This window comes from Halomonas sp. HL-93 (genome assembly GCF_900086985.1).
Lineage (GTDB): Bacteria > Pseudomonadota > Gammaproteobacteria > Pseudomonadales > Halomonadaceae > Vreelandella.
Genome location: NZ_LT593974.1, coordinates 2,808,738 through 2,830,408 on the forward strand (window position 1 = coordinate 2,808,738; position 21,671 = coordinate 2,830,408).

A 21,671-nucleotide genomic window follows, 5' to 3' on the forward strand; every position below is an offset into this window, starting at 1 on the left:
GGATTAAAAAACAAGCGGCACGCGCGAGCTTAACGGGGCGCTATAGTGGGCGGCACGTCCAATCATCTCATCGTGGGCGACGTGTTGGACCAGGTAAGCGCGATGAATATTGGCGCGTTTGAGCTCCAGGTAGATATCGTCTAGAGCGCGAAACATCATCGGCTTTCCACGCTGGGTCAGCATGTGGCGTTCGCCTTCTACGTCTTCCAACTCGACTTGATAATAACGACTGCCCGCATGACTAATCACGCGTATTTCAAAGTTATCGTGGTGGGCAACAAACGCCTTAAGCGACGTCATTTCCATGGCTCCCTCCTGGGTCATCAGATACTCAATCACACAGCATGCCGAAAGGTGATGGCATTTTTATTGCATTACCGTGTCGTGACTATGACGGTGATACCCCAGGAGAGTTCCTTCCGGGCCTATTTACTGATATTCAGAGGGGTCGATCGCTTTACCGAGTGAATTGCGGTCGATCCAGTTGCCTGCCTTGGTCTGCTTGTAGCGGAATACCACCTTATCGCCTACCTGAACCGGCAGCTCGGAGTCTTCCGTCTGGTAGCTGTATTTTTCGCCATCGACTTCAATGTAGTAGCGGTACAGATCCGGCATGCCCAGCCACTCTTTGAACGGCCCTTCACGCTCAAGCGACTGTAACTCGCCGCGCGCTTCTAACTTGGGTAGACGCTGACGATTACCGCGCCGAAAACCACCTGCCATGTTGTGCTCCCGTTCTCTTTGCTGATGCGCTGGGCATTATACGAGCCTGACCTCCAGGCTCAAGTGAGGACTAGTCGCCGAAGGCTTCACCGTAGCTATCCGGCGCCAAATCTTCAAAGCGCGTGTAGCGGCCGATAAAGGCCATATGCACGGTGCCGATAGGCCCATTACGCTGTTTACCGATAATTAACTCAGCAATACCCTGATTGTCCGGGTTATCTGGATTATAGACTTCATCGCGGTAAACAAAGGCGATAACGTCGGCATCCTGTTCAATCGCACCAGATTCCCTCAGATCCGACATCACCGGACGCTTGTTGGGGCGCTGCTCAAGCGAGCGGTTTAGCTGGGAAAGCGCCACCACCGGGCAGTTGAATTCTTTCGCCAAGCCCTTCAACGAGCGAGAAATTTCAGAAATCTCGCCGGTGCGGTTTTCAGAAAAGCCGGTAATCTGCATCAGCTGAAGATAGTCGATCATAACCAACGCCATATTGCCGTGCTCTCGCACTACGCGGCGGAGGCGAGAGCGCATTTCATTGGGCGACAGCGCCGCTGTGTCATCAATGAATAACTGCTTGTCTTTTAGTAGATTCACCGCCGATGTCAGGCGCGGCCAATCTTCGTCCTCTAGCTGGCCGGTCCGCACCCGGGTTTGATCAATGCGCCCCAGGGAGGACAGCATCCGCAGCATTAATGATTCCGCGGGCATCTCCATGGAAAACACCATTACAGGCTTGTCGCTGGAAATGACCGCATGCTCCACCAAGTTCATGGCGAACGTGGTTTTACCCATTGAGGGTCGTCCGGCAATAATCACCAGATCGGACGGCTGTAGCCCCGATGTCATGCTATCCAGGTCACGAAAGCCCGACGATAGCCCGGTCATTTCGCCTTTGAGGTTGAACAACTCGTCGATGCGGTCAACGGCTTTGGTCAGCAAGTCACTCATGCCAATAGGACCGCCGGTTTTAGGACGCTCTTCGGCAATCTGAAAGACCAGGCGCTCGGCTTCGTTGAGTAACTCATCGGCGGGCCGCCCCTGGGGAGCAAACGCGCCCTCGGCGATCTGGTTCGCGGCACGGATCAGCTTACGCAACGTCGCCCGCTCGCGGACGATATCGGCATAGGCACGTATGTTACTCGCTGAGGGAGTGTTTCTGGCCAATTCCGCCAGAAAGGCCAGCCCGCCAACAGTCCCCAATTGATCTCGCGCTTCTAATGCTTCGGAGAGTGTCACCACATCCATCGGCTGCCCCGACTCAGCAAGATGGATCATCACGTTGAACACCAGGCGGTGTTCGTAGCGGTAAAAATCGTCTGCCACCAGGCGATCGGAAATATTATCCCAGGCCTGGTTGTCCAGCATTAGCCCGCCCAGTACCGACTGCTCTGCCTCTAGCGAGTGGGGCGGCAGCTTAAGCGCTGCCGTTTCCTGGTCAGCGGGTGGCTGGTCCTGCATAGCAAGCTCCTTTCATTAGGCCGATAGCCAATAAACGCCTTATCTTAGCCGCCAACACTTATAATCACTACTGCAAGCATCGTCCAGGCCAACCTGAGAATAAATAGTAAAGAGCGTAAATAATAAAGGGCGCGAGGAAATCCCCGCGCCCTTTAGGACGTTGATAGACGCGCAGCGATTATTCTGCGACGACTACCACGCGTACAGCGGCATCCACTTCAGCATGCAAGTGAAGGGCGATGTCGTATTCGCCGGTCTGGCGAATCGGGCCTAGCGGCATACGTACTTCGCTCTTGGCAACCTCAATACCCGCAGACGAAATAGCGTCTGCCAGATCGCGAGGACCAATTGAGCCAAACAGCTTGCCTTCATCGCCCGCTTTGGAGACCAACGACAGTTCGATGTCGTTGAGCTGCTCAGCGCGCGCCTGGGCTTCTGCCTTGCGCTCGGCCGCTTGGGCTTCGAGCTCAGCACGTTGGGCCTCAAACGCCGCAACGTTATCTTTAGTCGCCGGAACCGCTAAGCCGTAAGGCACTAGGTAGTTACGACCATAACCAGGCTTAACAGTGACCTTGTCACCTAGGCCGCCCAGCTTACCAATCTTGTCGAGCAGAATGACTTCCATCTCGTAAACCTCTAGTCAATTGCTGCGGGCAAGGCGTGCGCGAATGTTCGCGAATGTATCTATCAGCCCCAACAGCAGCACAATGAGAATCGTGGGCCAGGTCGTGATTAGCAGCACATAGAAAGCCACCAGCCACAGCCCGTTCATCCCCTTTAATCCAACAATACCATGCACTAATGCAATGCCAGCCACTAGCAGCGGGATCCATGCCAGCATCGCCAACGCGGAGATACCCAGCACCATGCTGATAACACTCAAGACAATCAGCACAATCAGTTCCTTGGGTGCTAAGCGCAGCCCATGAAACTCTTCACGGAAACCACCCGGGTTATAAAGCCCTGCTTGCCAGCTACGTGCCAGTGCCAGACAGGCAATTGCAGCAAGCAACACCACAAACCCCGTGACACCACCGACGACAAGCCCCGCTAATTGCTGGGTGTCGTAGCCTTGATCGGCAAAGTTGTTGAGCATCTGATCAACTTCTTGCGATCCTTGGCGTAACTGTTCGAGCATTTGCTCGGTACCCGCCGGCGGGCTAAAAATGCCGAGTTGCACCATCACAGCGGCGGCAATCGCGCCGAGAATGAGCGACTCACCCCAGCGCATTCGCTCGCGCAGAACAACGGCCATCAACGTCACCAGCAAAATACTGGCCAGTGGAATCACATCGCCCTGCACCCACCACATTCCAGCGGGCAGCGCCGCTGCAATAATCACGGGTAACGCTTGCGCAAATCCGCGGCGTAGCGTTACCAATGCGCTGATAGCAGCACCCAGCCAAAATAGCCAGGGCACGAAGGTGGCTAACGCTGCCCCGCCTGCGGCGTAGGGCGTACCACGCATTAGCCATCGCGCCAGTGCTAGCATCACGTTAAGCGCTTACTGATGGCTGTCGGAATAGGGCAGCAGCGCCAGGTAGCGCGAACGCTTGATAGCCGTTGCCAGCTGACGCTGGTAGCGTGCTTTGGTGCCGGTGATACGGCTCGGAACAATTTTACCGGTTTCGGTGATGTAAGCCTTCAGCGTGTCGAGATCTTTATAGTCGATCTGCTTGACGCCTTCGGCAGTGAAGCGGCAAAACTTACGGCGACGGAAAAAACGTGCCATGGATTAAGCTCCTTGAGTTACGTGCTGTGAATAAAATCAGGCAGATTCAGATTCGGATTCAGATTCTTCGGCTTCAGCGCGCGGTTTTTCTTCGCGACGCGGACGCTTTTCTTCTGCCGGCTTCATCATCGGCGACGCTTCGGTCACAGCTTCTTTACAGCGCAAAACCAAGCTGCGGATGATGGCATCGTTGAAGCGGAAGATGTTCTCGATTTCGTCGAGCGTCTCTCCGGTGCATTCAACGTTCATCAGCACGTAATGAGCTTTATGGATCTTGTTGATCGGGTAAGCCAAATGACGACGGCCCCAATCTTCCAGGCGATGCACAGTGCCGCCGCTTTCAGTGACGAGGCTGGTGTAGCGCTCGACCATCGCGGGGACTTGCTCGCTTTGATCCGGGTGGACCATAAACACGATTTCGTAATGACGCATGGGATCTCCTTGCGGTTTGACAGCTTCTTATGCGCTCGCACTGGGCAACACGACATAGAAGCAAGGAGTTAACTGAAGTGCCGTTGCGCATTGTTAATTCAAAGGCATTGGCATCAAACAGAACAACGGATTAATAACCGTACGTAGCAACCGTTCATAAGAACGAGCGCCCGTTTGCCAAGCAAACGGGCGCATGCATTTTAGTGGCGGCCGGGTTAACTTGCAAGCTGCCGCTGGCGTACCGCTTCAAATAAGCAGATACCTGCCGCGACAGAGACGTTCAAACTAGACACCTGCCCAGCCATGGGTAGCTTGGCGAGGTTATCGCACGCTTCGCGGGTTAAACGACGCATCCCTTTGCCTTCAGCCCCCATCACCAGCGCAGTGGGACCCGACATGTCGATATCGTAAACGCTGGCATCGGCTTCACCGGCAGTACCGGTAATCCATACGCCCGCGTCTTTAAGCTTCGCCATCGCACGGGCCAGATTGGTGACCTGATAAACAGGCACTACCTCTGCGGCCCCGCAGGCCACTTTGCGAACGGTAGCATTTAATGGCGCGGCTTTATCTTTCGCCACGATGACGCCATGGGCACCGGCGGCATCCGCGCTACGCAGACAGGCACCAAAATTATGCACATCGGTCACTCCATCCAGCACCAGCAGCAACGGTGGCGTGTTCGACGGCCAGGCGCGCAGCTTGAGCCACAGCGACTCTTCGCTTTCAGGCGTTAACGGCGGACAAAATGCCACAACGCCTTGATGCGCCGCACCTTGCGTTAACTGGTCCAGAAGCGCCCGGGGATGTTCTTGAATCTTCGCCCCCTGACCACCGGCCTGGGTCAGCAGCTCGCTTAGCCGATTACCCGCGCCTTGCTGCACCCATATTTCTTTGGGTGCTTCTCCCCTTTCGAGCAGGCTTTGCAAAGCGTGTACGCCATACACTTGATCCAACCCATCGGGCGTGCGCGGACGCTGTCGAGACCCAGCCGATTTCATGTTCAGCCCTTATTCGTTGATGGCTTACGCGGGCCTTGACGCGTGCGCCGAGGACCTCGGCGTGTATCGGGCTTGTCTTTACCACCACTGTTGGCCTTATTGCCCTCGGCCGATGGTTTCTTGCGCGGCTGGCGACGTGGGCGTGGCTTCTCGTCGGCAAGGCCGAAATCGATTTTGCGGTCGTCCATATCCACGCGCGCCACCTGGACGCTCAACCCATCGCCTAAGCGGTAGGTAGTACCGGTGCGCTCGCCTTTAAGACGATGCTTTTCAGCTTCGTAGTGGTAATAGTCCGAGGGCAGCGATGTGACGTGCACTAACCCTTCGACATAAAACGCATCCAGGCGGACGAACAAGCCAAACTGTGTCACCGATGCAATGGTGCCATCGAAAGTTTCGCCCAGCTTGTCGGACATGAACTCGCACTTGAGCCAGCTCTCTACATCGCGCGTGGCGTCATCCGCGCGGCGCTCGGTCATGGAGCAATGTTCACCCAGCTCAAGCATCTGCTCGAAGGTGTACGGACACCATTTGCTCGGCGGTTCAACCGGCGCACCTTCGACCCGCAGCACGGTATTGGTTTGGCGCGGCCCGCGAATAACCGAGCGAATGGCCCGGTGCACCAGCAAATCAGGATAGCGACGAATCGGCGACGTAAAGTGCGCGTAGGCCTGATAGGCCAAGCCAAAGTGGCCTTCGTTTTGCGGCGAATAAACCGCCTGATTCATCGAGCGCAGCATGACCGTCTGGATGATATCGAAGTCTGAACGGCCCGTAATCGTCTCGCGCAGCGCCTGGTAGTCCTGGGGTGTTGGCATATCGCCACCGCCCACCGAGAGGCCTAGCTCGTTCAGGAAAAGACGTAGCTTATCGAGCCGTTCAGGCGTCGGCCGCTCGTGGATACGATAGAGCGCGGGCAGATCATGCTTATCCAGGAAACGCGCGGTCGCGACGTTGGCCGCCAGCATGCACTCTTCGATGATCTTGTGCGCATCGTTACGACTGCGCGGGACAATTTTTTCGATTTTGCGCTCATCGTTGAAGATGATCGCCGTTTCGGTGGTATCAAAGTCAATCGCCCCGCGTTCTTCCCTGGCTTCGCGCAGCAACTGGTATAGCTCATGAAGGCTTTCCAGCGGCTTGACTAGCCCCGCGTGTTCTTCGCGTAATGCCTGGCCCTCTTCGCTTTCCTTGTCGAGCATCGCCGCCACCTTGTTGTAAGTGAGGCGTGCGTGCGAGTTCATTACCGCTTCGTAAAAACGGTAGCGGCTGATGGCACCGGTCTTCGAGATATTCATCTCGCAGACCATGACCAGGCGATCGACATGCGGATTTAGCGAACAGAGTCCATTAGAAAGCAACTCAGGCAGCATGGGCACCACTTGGCCCGGGAAATATACCGAGTTACCCCGCGTGCGCGCTTCGTCATCCAGTGGCGTGCCGGGACGCACATAGTGCGAAACGTCAGCAATGGCCACCAGCAGCTTCCAACTGCCCGACTTGGTCTTCCAGGCACAGACCGCATCATCGAAATCCTTGGCGGATTCGTCATCAATGGTGACCAGCGGCGTGTCGCGCAGATCTACCCGGTGCTGCTTATCGTCTTCGAGCACCTCAGCCGATATACCGCTCGTTTGGTCCAGGACTTCGGGCGGGAACTCAGCGGGGATCTCATAACTGCGAATGGCAATATCGATTTCCATGCCGGGATCCATACGTTCGCCAAGTACTTCAATGACTTCGCCTACCGGCTGCACGCGAGTTTCGGGCTGCTTAACGATCTTGGCCGAGATCACCTGCCCGTCTTTAGCACCGCCGCAGGCACTATGTGGAATAATCACTTCCTGAGTAACACGCGGATTTTCCGGTATCAGGATGCCAAACTCGGGGGTATTGCTGCGGTAAACACCAACAATGGTCTGCGTATTGCGCGAGATAACATCGGCAATCGTCGCTTCATCCCGGCCGCGGCGGTCACGCCCGCTAATACGTACCAGCACGTGGTCTCCATGGAACACGCGGCGCATTTGCCGGGGCGGCAATACCAGGTCAGGCTTTTTACCATCGTCACGCAATAGAAAACCGAAACCATCACGGTGGCCAAGCACCTTGCCTTTAATAAGGTCGAGCTTGTTGATCAGCGCATAGGCACCACGACGATCGCGCAGCACCTGCCCGTCGCGTTCCATGGCGGCCAAGCGACGGCGCACGGCTTCGTGGTGGTCCTCGTCTTCCAGGCCCAGCAGCTGGCTCATGTCTTCGTGGGTAACCGGCTTACCGTACTGCTCTAGCGCCGCCAGCAAATATTCGCGGCTCGGTGCGGGGTTGTCGTATTTATGCGCCTCGCGCTCGGCGTGCGGATCATCACTTAATGTCCAATACTTCATGCGATCAACATCCTTGATAGCGTTGGCGGGAGGCGTAAAAGCGCGGACGCAGTATGTCGCGCGTGGGGGTTTTCAGCATTCGCCCGGCTGAAAAAAGTCATATTTTGTTTGGTCATAGCGCTAGTATAGCGCCGTGGCGTCCATCACCCAACCACCTAGGCTATGATTCTCGTATCAACGCGTTAAAAACCCATGTTTAACGCTTGCATTTAACCATTACACGGGTATCATACGCGCCACTTGCCCAGATGGCGGAATTGGTAGACGCGCTAGCTTCAGGTGCTAGTGTCCGTATGGACGTGGAGGTTCAAGTCCTCTTCTGGGCACCAATCAACTTTGTGTTATCCCCTTTTCACACGTTGATTGGTATTATCAAGTTGTTGTTCGCCCAGGTGGCGGAATTGGTAGACGCGCTAGCTTCAGGTGCTAGTGTCCGTATGGACGTGGAGGTTCAAGTCCTCTCCTGGGCACCAATCGAACACAACTCGCAAGACCAAAAATGATGCGCCCAGGTGGCGGAATTGGTAGACGCGCTAGCTTCAGGTGCTAGTGTCCGTACGGACGTGGAGGTTCAAGTCCTCTCCTGGGCACCATAGAACTGTGCCTTGCATCATTCAGTCGCTTAAATTACTCACTTATTGATAGCGCCCAGGTTTTTTAGCTACTTCCTCCAGCGCCCAGCCGTCGGTGCTGACCTCGCTTTCCAAGACACTCTCTACTTCGTCATTCAGCTCGGGAAAGAAGTCCAAACCGGTTTGTGCTTCTACGTCGTCAATGCTGACCAGATAGTCGTCCAGCGGTTCATTGCCGCGTACGTCCTGGGGCATGATAAACGCCAGCGCCAGCGGTGCTTCATCGTGGGGCGCCACGATGATTTTGTAGAACGCTTCCGGCACTTCGACCAAGCCCACCCGATTAAACACGTTATCCATAAAGTTCTCTGGGAAAACTGGGCCGGTAATAATTTGCAAGCGATCATACCGCGGCGCGAAATGATCCATCACGGCTTCTTCTAAACGCTGCCAGAGCTGGCGGTTTAGATTGGGCCGCTGGGGCGTCATATTACTCATGTAAAACGTATCAAACTGGGCGCTACGTCCGTGAACGGCGGCAATGGCATAGTTGGGGGCAAGATGACCGCGATCATAGCCGCTGCCCGAATAGCTGTCGGTGCCCACCGGCCATATTGTTCGCCAATCGGGCCGAAAGTCGGGTCGTGAGCCAATACGCGTATCGTCAACGGCAGCGACCTGATAGCTGACCCAAAGCGGATTGACGCGAACGTCCGACCAACCGACCAGATAACCGTCATTGCGCAGCACGCGGTGGAACGAGGTCAGGCTAAGCGCTTCCCAGGTGGGCACGCCTTGCCAGGTGTAGGCGTCCTTGTGCTGGCGTTCCTGGTACTGCCATAGCACGGTCCCCAGCACCACAAACAGCACGAGAATCGCTATTCGTCTGGCCTGCCGACGCCAACCTAAGCGCAATCTAGTCACTACCACAACTCCACATCAGCGACGGTCAAGCGACGCATGGTCAAGGGCACGTTACCAGCCGAGTGAAAACATGGTTTCCAGATCGTGGCGAGAATGCACCTGCATGGCGTTGAGCGTTTCGGTATCGCTGATACCTTCTACGGCATTGAGTCGTTCGGTGACAAGGTCGGCCAGGCTTTCAAAATCACGAGTCCGTGCGATAGCGACTAAATCGTAGCGGCCGCAGGTCGAGTACACTTCGCTGATGCCGTCGACATCCGCCAAGCGCTCCGCGACGGCCTTGACTTGGCCTTTCTCGGTATTGATTAGGATGACTGCGTTTTGCATCGCGCCCTCATGAACTGTCGGTGTTGGATATGGTCCTATAAGGGCAAGAGTATAACAGGGCCCTGGCAGCGGGCGTAATAGCGATAAGATAGCGGCGCTAAAATAGTGACACCAAAATAGTCACTCTCTCGGCGCGACCGATTGTCGCTAACGCGTTCAGGGTATTCGCACTCCGCGAGGAGTTCCGCTAGCATGCAATTGTGCGCTTATTACATGCAGCGCTGTATAATAAATAATAGACACCGTGACACTACGTCAGCAAATGACGACAAGGAGTAACCATGGCTAACCAAAGCCGACGTGCCTTCATGCGTTCCAGCATGCTAAGCCTTGCTGCCCTGCCGCTTGGCGCGGGTATCTTGTCTAAAACAGCCTTTGCGCAAGAGTTGCCGCGGCTGGATCCTTCCGCGAGTAATGCCCAAGCGTTGAACTATGTGGAAGACGCAGCGGATGCCAGCGATCATCCTGCCTATGAAGAGGGTCAGCGCTGCGATAACTGCATGTTCTACTCCGCCGATAACGAGGGATGCCAGCTTTTCCCGGAAAATAGCGTAGAACCCGCCGGTTGGTGCCAGTCCTGGGTCGAACAGGGCTAGGCCAACTCCTCGACACCGGCAGAGACGCCATGCGCCTCTGCCCTAATGTTTTCTTCTGCCTTACCTCATTCTTCGCCTTGAGGAATTTCCTCGACAGGCCACCGGTAACGCCGCGTAACGCGCCCCTCTTCCATCGAGACCAAGTGAACGGGGAAGCCCCACAGCTTTTGCAAATGCCGAATGACAGGGTACACGCTACGTGCCAGCGGGCGGCGGCTATCTTGGACATGATGCAGTGTGAGCGAGCGATCACCACGAATCGCGGCTTCAACGACTTGGATATTAGGCTCACGCACCGATAACGCATATTGGGTTGCCAGTGCATCGCGCACCTGCCGGTAGCCCTGTTCATTGTGAATGGCCGCCACCTCCAACATTTCCTCCTGATCATCATCGACCACCAGAAACAGTTTGTGATCACGCATCACCTTGGGTGACAGAAACTGCTGAATAAACGACTCGTCCTTAAAATTACGCATCGCAAACTCAATCGTGTCGCGCCAGGGCGAGCCGGCGATATCAGGAAACCATTCGCGGTCCTCTTCGGTGGGCGTCTCGCAGATACGCTTGATGTCCATAAAAATGGCGAAGCCCAGCGCGTAGGGGTTAATGCCGCTGTAGTAGGGGCTATCAAAGGCTGGCTGGTTAATCACCGCCGCATGGGACTGTAAAAACTCAAGCATCAGACCCTCATCGACATTGCCGTCATCGTAGAGCCGGTTCATTAACGTGTAGTGCCAGAAACATGCCCAGCCTTCGTTCATTACCTGGGTTTGCCGTTGAGGATAAAAATACTGCGCCAGTTTACGCACGATCCGCACGATTTCCCGCTGCCAGGGGGCCAGCAACGGCGCATTTTTCTCAATAAAATAGAGCAGGTTTTCCTGGGGTTCGGGCGGGTAGCGCCCGCCGCTATGCAGCCCAAGCGGATCATCTTCTTCAGGCGACAAACTACCGGGCAACGATTCGCTACCTTCCGGGCTGTCGGGAATCGTACGCCACAGCAGGTTCACCTGCGTTTGCAGATAGGCCTCGCGTTCCTCCTGGCGCTTGGCTTCTTCTTCCGCCGAAATAGGCGACGGCCGCTTGTAACGATCTACTCCATAGTTTTGTAGCGCATGGCAGGCATCCAGCAACTGCTCGACGGCCTGAACGCCGTGGCGCTCCTCGCACCGGGCAATGTACTGGCGGGCAAAGACCAGATAATCAACGATGGACTCTGCATCCGTCCAGGTGCGGAACAGGTAATTGCCTTTAAAAAAGGAGTTGTGGCCGTAGCAGGCGTGGGCCATCACCAGCACCTGCATCATCAGAGTGTTCTCCTCCATCAGGTAGGCGATGCAGGGATTGGAATTGATAACCAACTCGTAGGCCAGCCCCATTTGGCCGCGCTTGTAAGCCTGCTCTACCGCTAAAAACTGCTTACCGAATGACCAGTGGTGGTAGCCCACCGGCATGCCGACGCTGGCGTAGGCGTCCATCATTTGCTCGGTAGTGATCAATTCAATCTGGTTCGGGTAGGTATCCAACCGGTATTCGTCAGCCAGGCGCGCAAGCTCCGCATCAAAACGCTCAAGCACGCTGAAGTTCCAATCGGAACCGGTCGCAATCGGCTTACGGGTGGCATTCATAGCGCACTCCTCAACTCAACGGGCGGTCAGCGCTGCTGGCTTAAGCGGCGCTTAAACAGTTCACGGAAGACGGGGTAGATATCCCCGGCATCGACAATTTGACGCATGGCAAATTGCTCGGGAAAGTGAGACGCCACCGTTTCATACTCCTGCCAAAGCGACTGATGATCATGCGGGGTGATTTCCACATAGGCGTAATACTGAAGCTGGGGCATCAGCTGCTTGACCAGCAGGTCACGGCACACGTTTGAATCATCATCCCAGTTGTCGCCATCGGAGGCCTGGGCGACATACAGGTTCCATTGCCCCACCGGGTAACGCTTTTCAATAATGCTGTTCACCAAAGTGAGTGCGCTGGAGACAATCGTCCCGCCGGTTTCTCGTGAGTAGAAAAACTCTTCCTCGCTGACCTCCCGAGCAGCCGTGTGGTGGCGAACAAACACAAGCTCGACTTTCTCGTAATGCTTCTCCAAAAACAGATACAGCAGTAGAAAAAAACGCTTGGCGATGTCTTTGTGGTTTTGTGTCATGGACCCTGAGACGTCCATGACACAGAACATTACCGCTTGGCTTGAGGGTTGCGGCTGCGCGGCCAATTGGTGATAACGCAGGTCGTAGGTGTCAATAAACGGCACCGCTTCAATGCGTTTTTCCAAACGCTCAATTTCTGCCTTTAGCTCGGCGATTCGGGCCGGATTGCGCAGCACGGAGTCTTTGCGCTCTTCAGCCTCGAGCGCTTGCTGGGCTTCTTTCAGGGCTCGCTTAATCGGGGCACGCATGGCGATCCGGCGCGCATACGCCTCGCGCATCGAACGGGTAATACTGATGCGCGAAGGTACCCCGTCACGCGCCAGCCCCGCTCTAACCATTTTGATTTCCTGCAGTGACTTGAGCGGTTTACGCTGCAAGTGAGGAAGTTCCAGCCCATCAAAGACGAACTCCAAGAACTCCTCGCGGCTCAGAGTGAAAGCGAATTCGTCGGTGCCCTCTCCTTGATTGGAAGCACCGCCTTCGCCCGACCCACCACTTCCTCCCTGGCCAGGCGGGCGGCGGATCTTATCCCCCGCCAGGAACTCTTTGTTGCCAGGCGATACGATTTCGCGTGCGCCCCCCGGCCCATGTTGAAACACCGGTTCGGAGATATCCTTGGTAGGGATCGAAATCTTCTCGCCCCGCTCCATATCGGTGATCGAGCGGCGGTTAACCGCCTCCTCTACCGAACGCTTGATGTGTTTACGATAGCGCTCCAGAAAGCGCTGTCGGTTGACCGCGCTCTTGTGCTTGGCGTTGGGCCTGCGATCGATGAAGTAGGTCATAAGACCTCCTTAGCTCTTGTCTAAAGCGCCAGCCACTACTGAGACTTGCGCACGCGCAGGTACCATTCTGACAATAGCCGCACCTGTTTTTCGGTGTAGCCACGATCCACCATCCGCGCGACGAAATCTTCGTGCTTTTTCTGGTCCGATTTGGACGCTTTGGCATTGAAAGAGATCACCGGCAACAGCTCTTCGGTATTGGCGAACATCTTATGCTCGATGACGCCTTTGAGCTTTTCGTAGGACTGCCAACTGGGGTTCATGCCGTTATTTTGCGCACGCGCGCGCAGCACAAAGTTGACCACTTCGTGGCGGAAGTCTTTGGGGTTGGAGATACCCGCCGGCTTCTCGATTTTTTCCAGATCTTCGTTGAGTGCCTGGCGGTCGAGCAGTTCACCAGTCTCGGGGTCGCGGTATTCCTGATCCTGAATCCAGAAGTCCGCATAGGTGACGTAACGGTCAAAAATATTTTGCCCGTAGTCGCTGTAGGACTCGAGATAGGCGGTCTGGATCTCCTTGCCGATAAACTCGACATAGCGCGGTGCCAGAAACTCCTTGATAAAGCCGATGTAGCGTTCAAAGGCTTCAGAGGGTAGCTGCTCACGTTCCAACGCCTGTTCCAGCACGTACAGCAAATGCACTGGGTTAGCCGCCGTTTCCGTGCCATCAAAGTTGAACACCTTGGAGAGAATCTTAAACGCAAAGCGGGTTGATAGCCCCTGCATACCTTCATCCACCCCGGCGGCGTCGCGGTATTCCTGAATCGACTTGGCACGCGGGTCGGTATCCTTGAGATTTTCGCCGTCGTAGACGCGCATCTTCGAATAGATACTCGAGTTTTCGGGCACTTTCAGCCGCGAAAGCACCGAAAATTGCGCCAGCATGCGTAGCGTATCCGGCGCGCAGGGCGCGGCATTAAGCGACGAGTCTTCAAGCAGCTTCTGGTAAATCTTGATTTCTTCGGTGACCCGCAGGCAATAAGGCACCTTGACGATATACACCCGGTCAAGAAACGCCTCATTGTTGCGGTTATTGCGGAACGCCTGCCACTCGGATTCGTTGGAGTGGGCAAGAATGACACCGTCAAAGGGAATCGCCCCCATGCCTTCGGTGGGGTTGTAGTTGCCCTCCTGGGTGGCCGTTAACAGCGGATGCAGCACCTTGATGGGTGCCTTGAACATCTCGACGAACTCCATCAACCCCTGGTTGGCGCGGCATAGCCCGCCGGAGAAGCTGTAGGCATCGGGGTCATCCTGGGAGTAGAGCTCTAACTGACGGATATCGACCTTGCCGACCAGGGACGAGATATCCTGGTTATTCTCATCCCCCGGCTCGGTTTTGGAGATCGCAATCTGATTCAACCGCGAGGGATATAAGCGCACTACCCGAAACTGGGAAATATCGCCGCCGTACTCCTTCAACCGCTTGGCCGCCCAGGGCGACATGACACTTTTGAGGTAACGCGGGGCAATGCCGTACTCTTTTTCGAGCAGCTCACCGTCTTCTTCGGGAGAAAATAATCCCAATGGTGATTCGTATACCGGCGAGTCTTTAATGGCATAGAACGGGATACGTTCCATTAACAGTTTGAGACGCTCCGCCAGGGACGATTTGCCGCCCCCCACCGGACCCAGCAGGTAGAGTATCTGCTTGCGCTCCTCAAGCCCCTGCGCCGCATGGCGGAAGTAGGACACAATCTGCTCGATGGCTTCTTCCATGCCGTGAAACTCGGCAAACGCCGGGTAGCGCCGAATCACCTTATTGGAAAAAATGCGCGAGAGACGCGAATCTTTAGCGGTGTCGATGACCTCAGGCTCACCAATCGCCTCCAGCATGCGCTCGGCAGCGCTGGCATAAACCTTAGGGTCACGACGGCATAGCGCCAAATATTCCTCAAGGCTCATGTCTTCTTGCTGAACGCGGGCAAAACGGTCTTGAACGTGATCAAAGATGCTCATGGAACTCTCCTGTAGCCCAACCCCAGACAGTCACCGTCAAGCAGCCAATGTCAAAACGGTGTGCCCAACAGAGGTGTCGCTTATCAGCATAGTCAGCATTAGCAAAATGTGATGGCTCAAACTTCAACGCTAACGCATTAATTCTATGAGCGTACAGAAGGTAGATTAGTTGCGTTGACAGACCCAACGCACAGCGCCGCCGGGACGGCGGCACTAGAGACTCCAAACGGCCCGATAACCCTTTGCGGGGCGCTGCGAAACCAGCCATGGCGAATAGCCCCCGCTATGGGTTAGTTCAGAGCTAATTCAACATAAAGTGCTTTAATACGTGCTATTCAAGCACTTTCTGGATATCCGCCAGCAGTTGGTCGAGCAATTCAACGGTGGTGTTCCAGGCGCAGACAAACCGCGCGCCTCCGGCGCCAATAAAGGTATAGAAGGTCCAGTCTTTGGCTTTCAACGCTTCAATGGCATGGGGCGGCAATTCCACGAAGACGCTGTTGGCTTGCGTCGGAAACATGAGCGAGATGCCGGGTAACGACTGCAGGCCCTCGGAAAGATAACGCGCCATCGCATTGGCGTGTTGCGCGTTGGTTAACCAGGCGCCGCTTTCCAGCAGGCCTAGCCAGGGTGCCGAAATAAACCGCATTTTAGAGGCCAATTGCCCCGCCTGCTTGCAGCGGTACGAAAAGTCTTCGGCCAGCTCGCGGTTGAAAAACAGGATGGCCTCACCAAACGCTAAGCCATTTTTGGTACCCGAGAAGCACAGCGCGTCAACGCCGACCTGCCAGGTCAACTCAGCCGGGGTGGCGTCCAAACTGGCACAGGCGTTAGCAAACCGCGCGCCGTCCATGTGCAGACGCAGATCGTACTTATCCGCCATGGCGCGGATGGCCAGCAGCTCCTCTCGGGAATAGACCGTGCCGACTTCAGTCGCCTGGGTTAGCGAAATGACCTTGGGCTTGGGGTAGTGAATATCGCTGCGCTTAGTGACCAGCGCTTCAATGCCTTCTGGCGTCAGCTTGCCGTTGGCGCCCGGGGAGGTTAGCAATTTTGCGCCGTTGGAGAAAAACTCGGGGCCACCGCACTCATCGGTTTCAATGTGTGCCAACTCGTGGCAGATCACACTGTGGTAGCTACGCCCCATCGCGGACAGTGCCAGTGAGTTGGCAGCAGTACCGTTGAACACAAAAAACACGTCGCAATCGTAGTCGAACATATCGCGAAAGCGATCGGCGGCTCGCGCCGTCCAACGGTCGTTGCCGTAGGCCAAGTCATCGGCTTGATTGGCTTCCAGCAGATACTGCATGGCCTCCGGGCAGATACCGGAGGTGTTATCACTGGCTAAAAATCGGGGGGTACACTCCGAGGTCATGGCGATAATCCTTGTGGGTAATCCTCTTTATCTGACGGTCTTGCAGCGTGGGCTGGGTGCCACCCACGACGTTAGCGACTCGTTAGACTTAATAACTAGGTCGCTCATCAGTCTATCGCCATTTCAACGTTATAAGGAAGCCGCCAACCGAGTTCCCTGATCAATAGCGCGCTTAGCATCCAGCTCAGCGGCTTCATCAGCGCCACCAATCACGTGCACGCGGCCGCCAGCCTGTTCCAGCGGCGGGATCAGATCGCGCACTGACTCCTGGCCCGCGCAGACCACGATGGATGCCACGGCGAGCACCTGCTCTTCGCCATCACGGCGGATATGCAGGCCTTCATCGTCGATTTTGAGATATTCACAGCCGGTGAGCGTTTTGACGCCACGTTGCTTGAGCGAGGCGCGATGCACCCAGCCGGTTGTTTTGCCCAGGTATTTACCCGGCTTGGAGGTTTTACGCTGCAGCATGACAATTTCCCTTGGAGAGGCTGGCGGCGCAGGTACTTTCAAACCGCCCCGCTCGCCCACCGCCAGGTCTACGCCCCACTCATCGCACCAGGCGGCAAGGTCAAGCGTAGGATGCCCCTGGTGGGCCAAAAGCTCAGATACATCAAAGCCGATTCCACCCGCGCCAATCACCGCGACCGTCGGGCCGACACGCTCAGGCTGCTCAATGGCCTCGGCGTAGCTCAGCACACTTGGATGGTCAGCGCCGGGTAACGTCAGCTCGCGGGGCATCACGCCGGTGGCGATCACCACCTCGTCAAACTCGGCCAGCGCGTCGATCGTGGCGGTGGTGTTCAAACGCACCTCCACGGCGTGTTTGTCGAGCATTACGCGAAAGTAACGCAGCGTTTCGTTAAATTCTTCCTTGCCGGGGATTTTGCGGGCGTAGTTGAACTGCCCGCCAAGCTCGCCACGGCGCTCAAACAACACCACTTTGTGACCACGGCTGGCGGCGGCCACGGCTGTGGCAAGGCCAGCAGGTCCGCCGCCGACGACCGCTACGCACTTCGCTTTCTGAGCAGGCGTAAGCGTAACTTCTGTTTCATGGCAGGCTCTGGGGTTCACTAAACAAGACGTCAGTTTGCCCGCAAAGGTGTGATCCAAACACGCTTGGTTACAGGCGATACAGGTGTTGATCTCGTCGGCCAGGCCTTGCTCGGCTTTAAGAATCCATTCCGGGTCGGCAAGAAACGGACGCGCCATCGACACCATATCGGCATGCCCCTCGGCGAGCACCCGCTCAGCCACGTCGGGCATGTTGATGCGGTTAGTGGTGATGAGCGGAATCGCAAGCGACGCTTTCATTCGCTTGGTCACTTCGCTGAACGCCGCTCGTGGCACGCTGGTCACGATGGTCGGTACTCGCGCTTCATGCCAGCCAATGCCAGTGTTAATAACATCGGCCCCTGCCGCTTCGATCGCTTTACCTAGCGCAACGACTTCCTCCCAAGAGCTGCCTTCTTCTACCAAATCAATCATTGATAGACGGAAGATAACCAAAAACGCATCGCCCACGGCGGCACGAATTCGCTTGACGATTTCGATGGGAAAGCGAACCCGCCGCTCGAAATCACCGCCCCATTGATCATCGCGCTGATTGGTGCGCTGGCAGATAAACTGATTGATCAAATAGCCTTCGGAGCCCATGACTTCAACGCCGTCATAGCCCGCCTGCTGAGCAAGCCTCGCGCAGCGCACGTAGTCGACGATTTGCTGCTCGACCTCATCACTGGTCAGCGCGCGGGGCGTGAAGGGATTAATAGGTGCCTGAATCGCCGAGGGCGCCACTAACTCAGGGGAGTAGGCATAGCGGCCTGCGTGGAGAACCTGCATACATAAATGCCCGCCCTCTGCATGGACAGCATCCACCACCTGACGATGTTCCGCTAGCTGCGACGTATCAGTTAGCGCATTAGCCCCCTGAAACACCGCCCCCTCGGTATTGGGGGCAATCCCCCCGGTGACGATCAGGCTGACCCCGGCGCGTGCTCGTTCAGCATAAAACGTCGCTAGCCGCTCGAAGCCATTGGGCGCCTCTTCCAAATTGGTGTGCATGGAGCCCATCAAGACCCGATTCGGCAGCGTTAAATGCCCCACTGTTATCGGACGGAATAGATGCGGATAAGCAGGCGCACGAGTCATCACGGTTCTCCAGGGTATTATTCGAACATTATTCAAACAAGCGTATGACATCCCGGCCGTCACGTATACCCCCTGTTTTGATGACAGGTTATCGTGACTGGTTCTGGTGTCAGGTTCTTGTGAAAGGGTCTTGCCCACCATGCGAAAGGGCGTCACATTACCCGGCTAACGATAAGGAACCGCTGCTATGCGCTTGATGTATTTTTTGCCGCCGCTCGCCACCGTGCTTATCTGGTCGGGGAACATGACTATTAATCAGTTAACCGTGGGCGCCATCGCCCCCAGCAGCATTGCGTTTTTACGCTGGCTGCTGGCGTTAGTGGTTATGACACCATTTGTACTGCCCGCGGCGCTGCGTCACCGTGAGGAAATCCGCCGCCACTGGCCAAAGCTTGCCCTATTGGGTTTATTGGGCATGGGCCTATGGCAGGGTCTGGCTTACGTGGCCGCCGAAACCACCACCGCGACGAATATGGGCATATTGGCGGCGATGGTCCCACTACTGACCGTGCTGTTGAGCGCTTTGATTCTGCGCGAGCCGCCGACCCGCGGTGGCGTGCTAGGTGGCGTATTAGCGTTTATCGGTGTCACCGTTCTGCTGGGTCGAGGCAACCCGCTTTCGCTATTACAGCTTGAGGTTGCCTATGGCGACGCGCTGATGGTAATGGCCGCCACCTGCTATGCGCTGTACGGCGTAATGCTAAAGCGCTGGTCGATGAATTTACCGCCCTGGGTAATGCTCTACGCGCAGGTCTGCTTTGCCGTGCTGTTGCTGCTGCCGCCTTATTTGATGGGGCCCATGACGCCTGTGGATAGCCAAAATATTGGACTGATCCTGTATGCGGGCATTCCAGCATCGATTATTACCACCTTTCTGTGGATGCGTGCTGTTCGTCAAATTGGCGCTAGCCAAGCGAGTATTTTCATCAACCTAATGCCATTGTTTAGCGCGCTGATTGCCATGGCCTTTTTGGGTGAACGAGTGGCGGGATTCCACTTTATCGGCGGGCTATTAATTTTGGCTGGCGTCATCATGGCGCAAACGCTGACCCAGCCCTTAGCACCTCGCAAGGTATCGCAGAGTAAAACGAGCAGTGCCAAGCAATGATACAATGACGCGACTTATTTCTACTGCCGGGAATCCTTAAACATGTCCCTAGAAGAACTGCACCTTAACCTGCGTAACTTATCGAGCGATGATTACGAGCAGCTCAAGACGTTAATGGATGCGGTGTATCACGATATTGGGGGTGCCTGGCCCAAGCTCACCATCGACAAACTGATTCAAGAGTTTCCCGATGGCCAAATCGCTATCGAGGACGATGGGATATTGGTAGGCGTAGCGCTAACCGTTCAGGTGGATTACGACGAGTTCTCAAACCCGCACAAGTACGACGACCTGATCGGCCATCGTGAGATCATCCGTAACGACCAAGACGGCGATGCCATGTACGGGCTGGATGTACTGATTCATCCCGACTACCGTGGCTACCGCTTGGGACGCCGCCTTTACGAGGCGCGTAAAGAGCTATGCCGCTCGCATAACCTGCGCGCTATTCTGGCGGGTGGCCGCATTCCCGAATATCACCAGCATGCCGATGAGCTTTCACCGGCCCAATACATCGACAAAGTCTCACGTAAAGAGATTTACGACCCGATTTTGTCGTTCCAGCTGGCTAACGATTTTCAGGTAAAGCGCCTGTTACGTAAGTACCTGCCGGAAGACGAGCAGTCGCGTGGCTACGCGACGCTGCTGGAATGGAACAACATTCTGTTTGAGCCTGCCGAGAGCGTCCTGGATACCCGTCCCACCCAAGTGCGAGTTGGTGCGGTGCAGTGGCAAATGCGCGAATTTTCGTCTGTAGAAGCCGCGCTTCAGCAGATCGAATACTTCGTGGATGCCCTCTCGGACTACCAAAGTGACTTTGCCGTGTTCCCGGAGTTGTTCAATGCGCCGCTAATGGGGCTGCAAGACCGCGAGGCTCAGCAGGACCAAATGGGTGCCATTCGCTTTTTGGCAGGCTTTACCGAGCGCTTTACTACCGAGCTTGCGCGAATGGCGGTCTCCTACAACATTAACATTGTCGGCGGCTCCATGATTGAAGTTCGCGATGATGACCGGCTTTATAACGTTGCCTACCTGTTCCATCGCGACGGCAGCGTCGAGAAGCAATCTAAACTGCATATCACTCCCCAGGAACGCCGTGACTGGGTCATAGAAGGCGGCGACGACCTTCAGGTATTCGATACCGACGCTGGCCGCGTGGGTATTTTGATTTGCTACGACGTGGAATTCCCGGAGCTGGGCCGCCTACTTGCCGACCAGGACATGGACATTCTGTTTGTGCCGTTCTGGACCGACACCAAAAATGGCTACCTGCGGGTGCGCCACTGTGCCCAAGCACGGGCCATCGAAAACGAGTGTTATGTCGTCCTATGTGGCAGCGTGGGTAACCTGCCGTCGATCGAGAACCTGGATATCCAGTACGCGCAATCGGCGGTATTTTCACCCTCTGATTTTGCCTTCCCTCACGACGCAGTGCTGGCGGAAACAACGCCTAATACTGAGATGATCTTCTTCTCGGACTTAGACCTAACCCGCCTAACGGTGGTACGTGCCGAAGGCTCGGTAACCAATCTGAAAGACCGCCGCAAGGATCTCTTCGACCTGCGCTGGCGCGACTGGTCGTGGAAGTCAGGTGCCAACCTCGACGACTAAGCAATTAATCAGGCCAGACAAGGTGCCTGGGCACCCGCCCCTTGGCATCAAACGCTACGCCTTCATCGCGCAACTTTTGATGCTGGCGGGCTGCCCCGCCGTGGTCGGCGAGCTTTAGCGAAGCGGCAATGACCCGGTGCCAGGGCAACTGATGGCCATCGGGCAAATGACGCATGGCAGATCCCACCATGCGTGGTGTCGCGCCTTCCGTCATTGCGGCAATGCGCCCATACGTCGTGACCCGCCCCGCCGGTATTTGATCGACAATGGTGTAGATCTGTTCGAGCAGTTCTGGCCGGGGCATGGTAGGACCTCCTTCTGGGCAGGAATTATGGCTCGTCGTTACGAGCGGGCCACGCTTTAAGATA

General features: G+C 55.9%; 20 protein-coding genes and 3 tRNA genes. 6 read left to right on the plus strand and 17 right to left on the minus strand.

Annotated features, from left to right (window positions below):
* Nucleotides 1–3: 3 nt before the first annotated feature.
* The 9 genes from GA0071314_RS12990 to rnr form a co-directional block, all read right to left on the minus strand.
* Complete coding sequence (locus GA0071314_RS12990) at nt 4–306, minus strand: DUF6482 family protein (RefSeq protein ID WP_074397042.1); 303 nt, start codon at nt 304–306, stop codon at nt 4–6.
* 123 nt (nt 307–429) lie between these two features.
* A complete protein-coding gene (locus GA0071314_RS12995; RefSeq protein WP_074397043.1) occupies nt 430–723 on the minus strand; it encodes a hypothetical protein in 294 nt (97 codons plus the stop codon).
* 70 nt (nt 724–793) lie between these two features.
* Nucleotides 794–2,182 carry a replicative DNA helicase gene (gene dnaB, locus GA0071314_RS13000; protein ID WP_074397044.1) on the minus strand — a complete coding sequence of 463 codons (1,389 nt, stop codon included), beginning with the start codon at nt 2,180–2,182 and terminating at the stop codon, nt 794–796.
* 178 nt (nt 2,183–2,360) lie between these two features.
* Complete coding sequence (gene rplI, locus GA0071314_RS13005) at nt 2,361–2,807, minus strand: 50S ribosomal protein L9 (protein WP_074397045.1); 447 nt, start codon at nt 2,805–2,807, stop codon at nt 2,361–2,363.
* 15 nt (nt 2,808–2,822) lie between these two features.
* A complete protein-coding gene (locus GA0071314_RS13010) occupies nt 2,823–3,674 on the minus strand; it encodes a hypothetical protein (protein WP_074397046.1) in 852 nt (283 codons plus the stop codon).
* Between the two features lie 12 nt (nt 3,675–3,686).
* Nucleotides 3,687–3,914 (minus strand): 30S ribosomal protein S18, encoded by a 228-nt coding sequence (rpsR, locus tag GA0071314_RS13015; protein ID WP_009097135.1) that lies wholly within the window; start codon nt 3,912–3,914, stop codon nt 3,687–3,689.
* A 36-nt stretch (nt 3,915–3,950) separates the two neighbouring features.
* Nucleotides 3,951–4,346, minus strand: a complete 396-nt coding sequence (gene rpsF / locus GA0071314_RS13020; protein WP_074397047.1) for a 30S ribosomal protein S6 — start codon at nt 4,344–4,346, stop codon at nt 3,951–3,953.
* Between the two features lie 215 nt (nt 4,347–4,561).
* Entirely contained in the window at nt 4,562–5,347 is a 786-nt protein-coding gene (gene rlmB / locus GA0071314_RS13025; protein WP_074397048.1) for a 23S rRNA (guanosine(2251)-2'-O)-methyltransferase RlmB, read from the minus strand.
* Nucleotides 5,348–5,349: 2 nt separating this feature from the next.
* On the minus strand, nt 5,350–7,734 hold the full coding sequence (rnr, locus tag GA0071314_RS13030; protein WP_074397049.1) for a ribonuclease R: 2,385 nt from the start codon (nt 7,732–7,734) through the stop codon (nt 5,350–5,352).
* Nucleotides 7,735–7,976: 242 nt separating this feature from the next.
* On the opposite strand from rnr, the gene GA0071314_RS13035 reads away from it, so the two are divergent.
* The 3 genes from GA0071314_RS13035 to GA0071314_RS13045 all read left to right on the plus strand — a co-directional run bounded on the left by GA0071314_RS13035 (nt 7,977) and on the right by GA0071314_RS13045 (nt 8,327).
* Nucleotides 7,977–8,063 (plus strand) — tRNA-Leu (locus GA0071314_RS13035).
* Between the two features lie 57 nt (nt 8,064–8,120).
* Nucleotides 8,121–8,207: transfer RNA gene (locus GA0071314_RS13040), tRNA-Leu, on the plus strand.
* A gap of 33 nt (nt 8,208–8,240) precedes the next feature.
* Nucleotides 8,241–8,327: transfer RNA gene (locus GA0071314_RS13045), tRNA-Leu, on the plus strand.
* A 42-nt stretch (nt 8,328–8,369) separates the two neighbouring features.
* On the opposite strand, the gene GA0071314_RS13050 is transcribed toward GA0071314_RS13045, so the two are convergent.
* Both GA0071314_RS13050 and GA0071314_RS13055 read right to left on the minus strand, forming a co-directional pair.
* Entirely contained in the window at nt 8,370–9,230 is an 861-nt protein-coding gene (locus GA0071314_RS13050) for a DNA/RNA non-specific endonuclease (RefSeq protein WP_231896452.1), read from the minus strand.
* A gap of 51 nt (nt 9,231–9,281) precedes the next feature.
* Nucleotides 9,282–9,557, minus strand: coding sequence for an Lrp/AsnC family transcriptional regulator (locus GA0071314_RS13055; RefSeq protein ID WP_027338179.1), 276 nt, complete (start codon nt 9,555–9,557; stop codon nt 9,282–9,284).
* A 281-nt stretch (nt 9,558–9,838) separates the two neighbouring features.
* Here GA0071314_RS13055 and GA0071314_RS13060 point away from each other — a divergent pair, with 281 nt between their 5' ends.
* Nucleotides 9,839–10,153: a high-potential iron-sulfur protein gene (locus GA0071314_RS13060; RefSeq protein ID WP_074397050.1), complete on the plus strand. Its 315-nt coding sequence runs from the start codon at nt 9,839–9,841 to the stop codon at nt 10,151–10,153.
* 65 nt (nt 10,154–10,218) lie between these two features.
* Here GA0071314_RS13060 and GA0071314_RS13065 read toward each other — a convergent pair whose 3' ends face one another.
* From GA0071314_RS13065 to GA0071314_RS13085, 5 genes are all read right to left on the minus strand, one after another.
* Nucleotides 10,219–11,784, minus strand: coding sequence for a SpoVR family protein (locus tag GA0071314_RS13065; RefSeq protein WP_074397051.1), 1,566 nt, complete (start codon nt 11,782–11,784; stop codon nt 10,219–10,221).
* Between the two features lie 26 nt (nt 11,785–11,810).
* The gene (locus GA0071314_RS13070; protein ID WP_074397052.1) at nt 11,811–13,100 is read right to left on the minus strand and encodes a YeaH/YhbH family protein; all 1,290 of its coding nucleotides are present in this window, start codon (nt 13,098–13,100) and stop codon (nt 11,811–11,813) included.
* A gap of 35 nt (nt 13,101–13,135) precedes the next feature.
* Nucleotides 13,136–15,058 carry a PrkA family serine protein kinase gene (locus GA0071314_RS13075; RefSeq protein WP_074397053.1) on the minus strand — a complete coding sequence of 641 codons (1,923 nt, stop codon included), beginning with the start codon at nt 15,056–15,058 and terminating at the stop codon, nt 13,136–13,138.
* A 331-nt stretch (nt 15,059–15,389) separates the two neighbouring features.
* Entirely contained in the window at nt 15,390–16,433 is a 1,044-nt protein-coding gene (locus GA0071314_RS13080) for a threonine aldolase family protein (protein WP_074397054.1), read from the minus strand.
* Nucleotides 16,434–16,562: 129 nt separating this feature from the next.
* Nucleotides 16,563–18,584: an NADPH-dependent 2,4-dienoyl-CoA reductase gene (locus tag GA0071314_RS13085; RefSeq protein ID WP_074397055.1), complete on the minus strand. Its 2,022-nt coding sequence runs from the start codon at nt 18,582–18,584 to the stop codon at nt 16,563–16,565.
* Nucleotides 18,585–18,771: 187 nt separating this feature from the next.
* Here GA0071314_RS13085 and GA0071314_RS13090 point away from each other — a divergent pair, with 187 nt between their 5' ends.
* Both GA0071314_RS13090 and GA0071314_RS13095 read left to right on the plus strand, forming a co-directional pair.
* Nucleotides 18,772–19,692: a DMT family transporter gene (locus GA0071314_RS13090; RefSeq protein WP_074397056.1), complete on the plus strand. Its 921-nt coding sequence runs from the start codon at nt 18,772–18,774 to the stop codon at nt 19,690–19,692.
* Nucleotides 19,693–19,734: 42 nt separating this feature from the next.
* The gene (locus tag GA0071314_RS13095) at nt 19,735–21,303 is read left to right on the plus strand and encodes a bifunctional GNAT family N-acetyltransferase/carbon-nitrogen hydrolase family protein (RefSeq protein WP_074397057.1); all 1,569 of its coding nucleotides are present in this window, start codon (nt 19,735–19,737) and stop codon (nt 21,301–21,303) included.
* Nucleotides 21,304–21,307: 4 nt separating this feature from the next.
* On the opposite strand, the gene GA0071314_RS13100 is transcribed toward GA0071314_RS13095, so the two are convergent.
* On the minus strand, nt 21,308–21,607 hold the full coding sequence (locus GA0071314_RS13100) for an MGMT family protein (protein ID WP_074397058.1): 300 nt from the start codon (nt 21,605–21,607) through the stop codon (nt 21,308–21,310).
* Nucleotides 21,608–21,671: the final 64 nt, after the last annotated feature.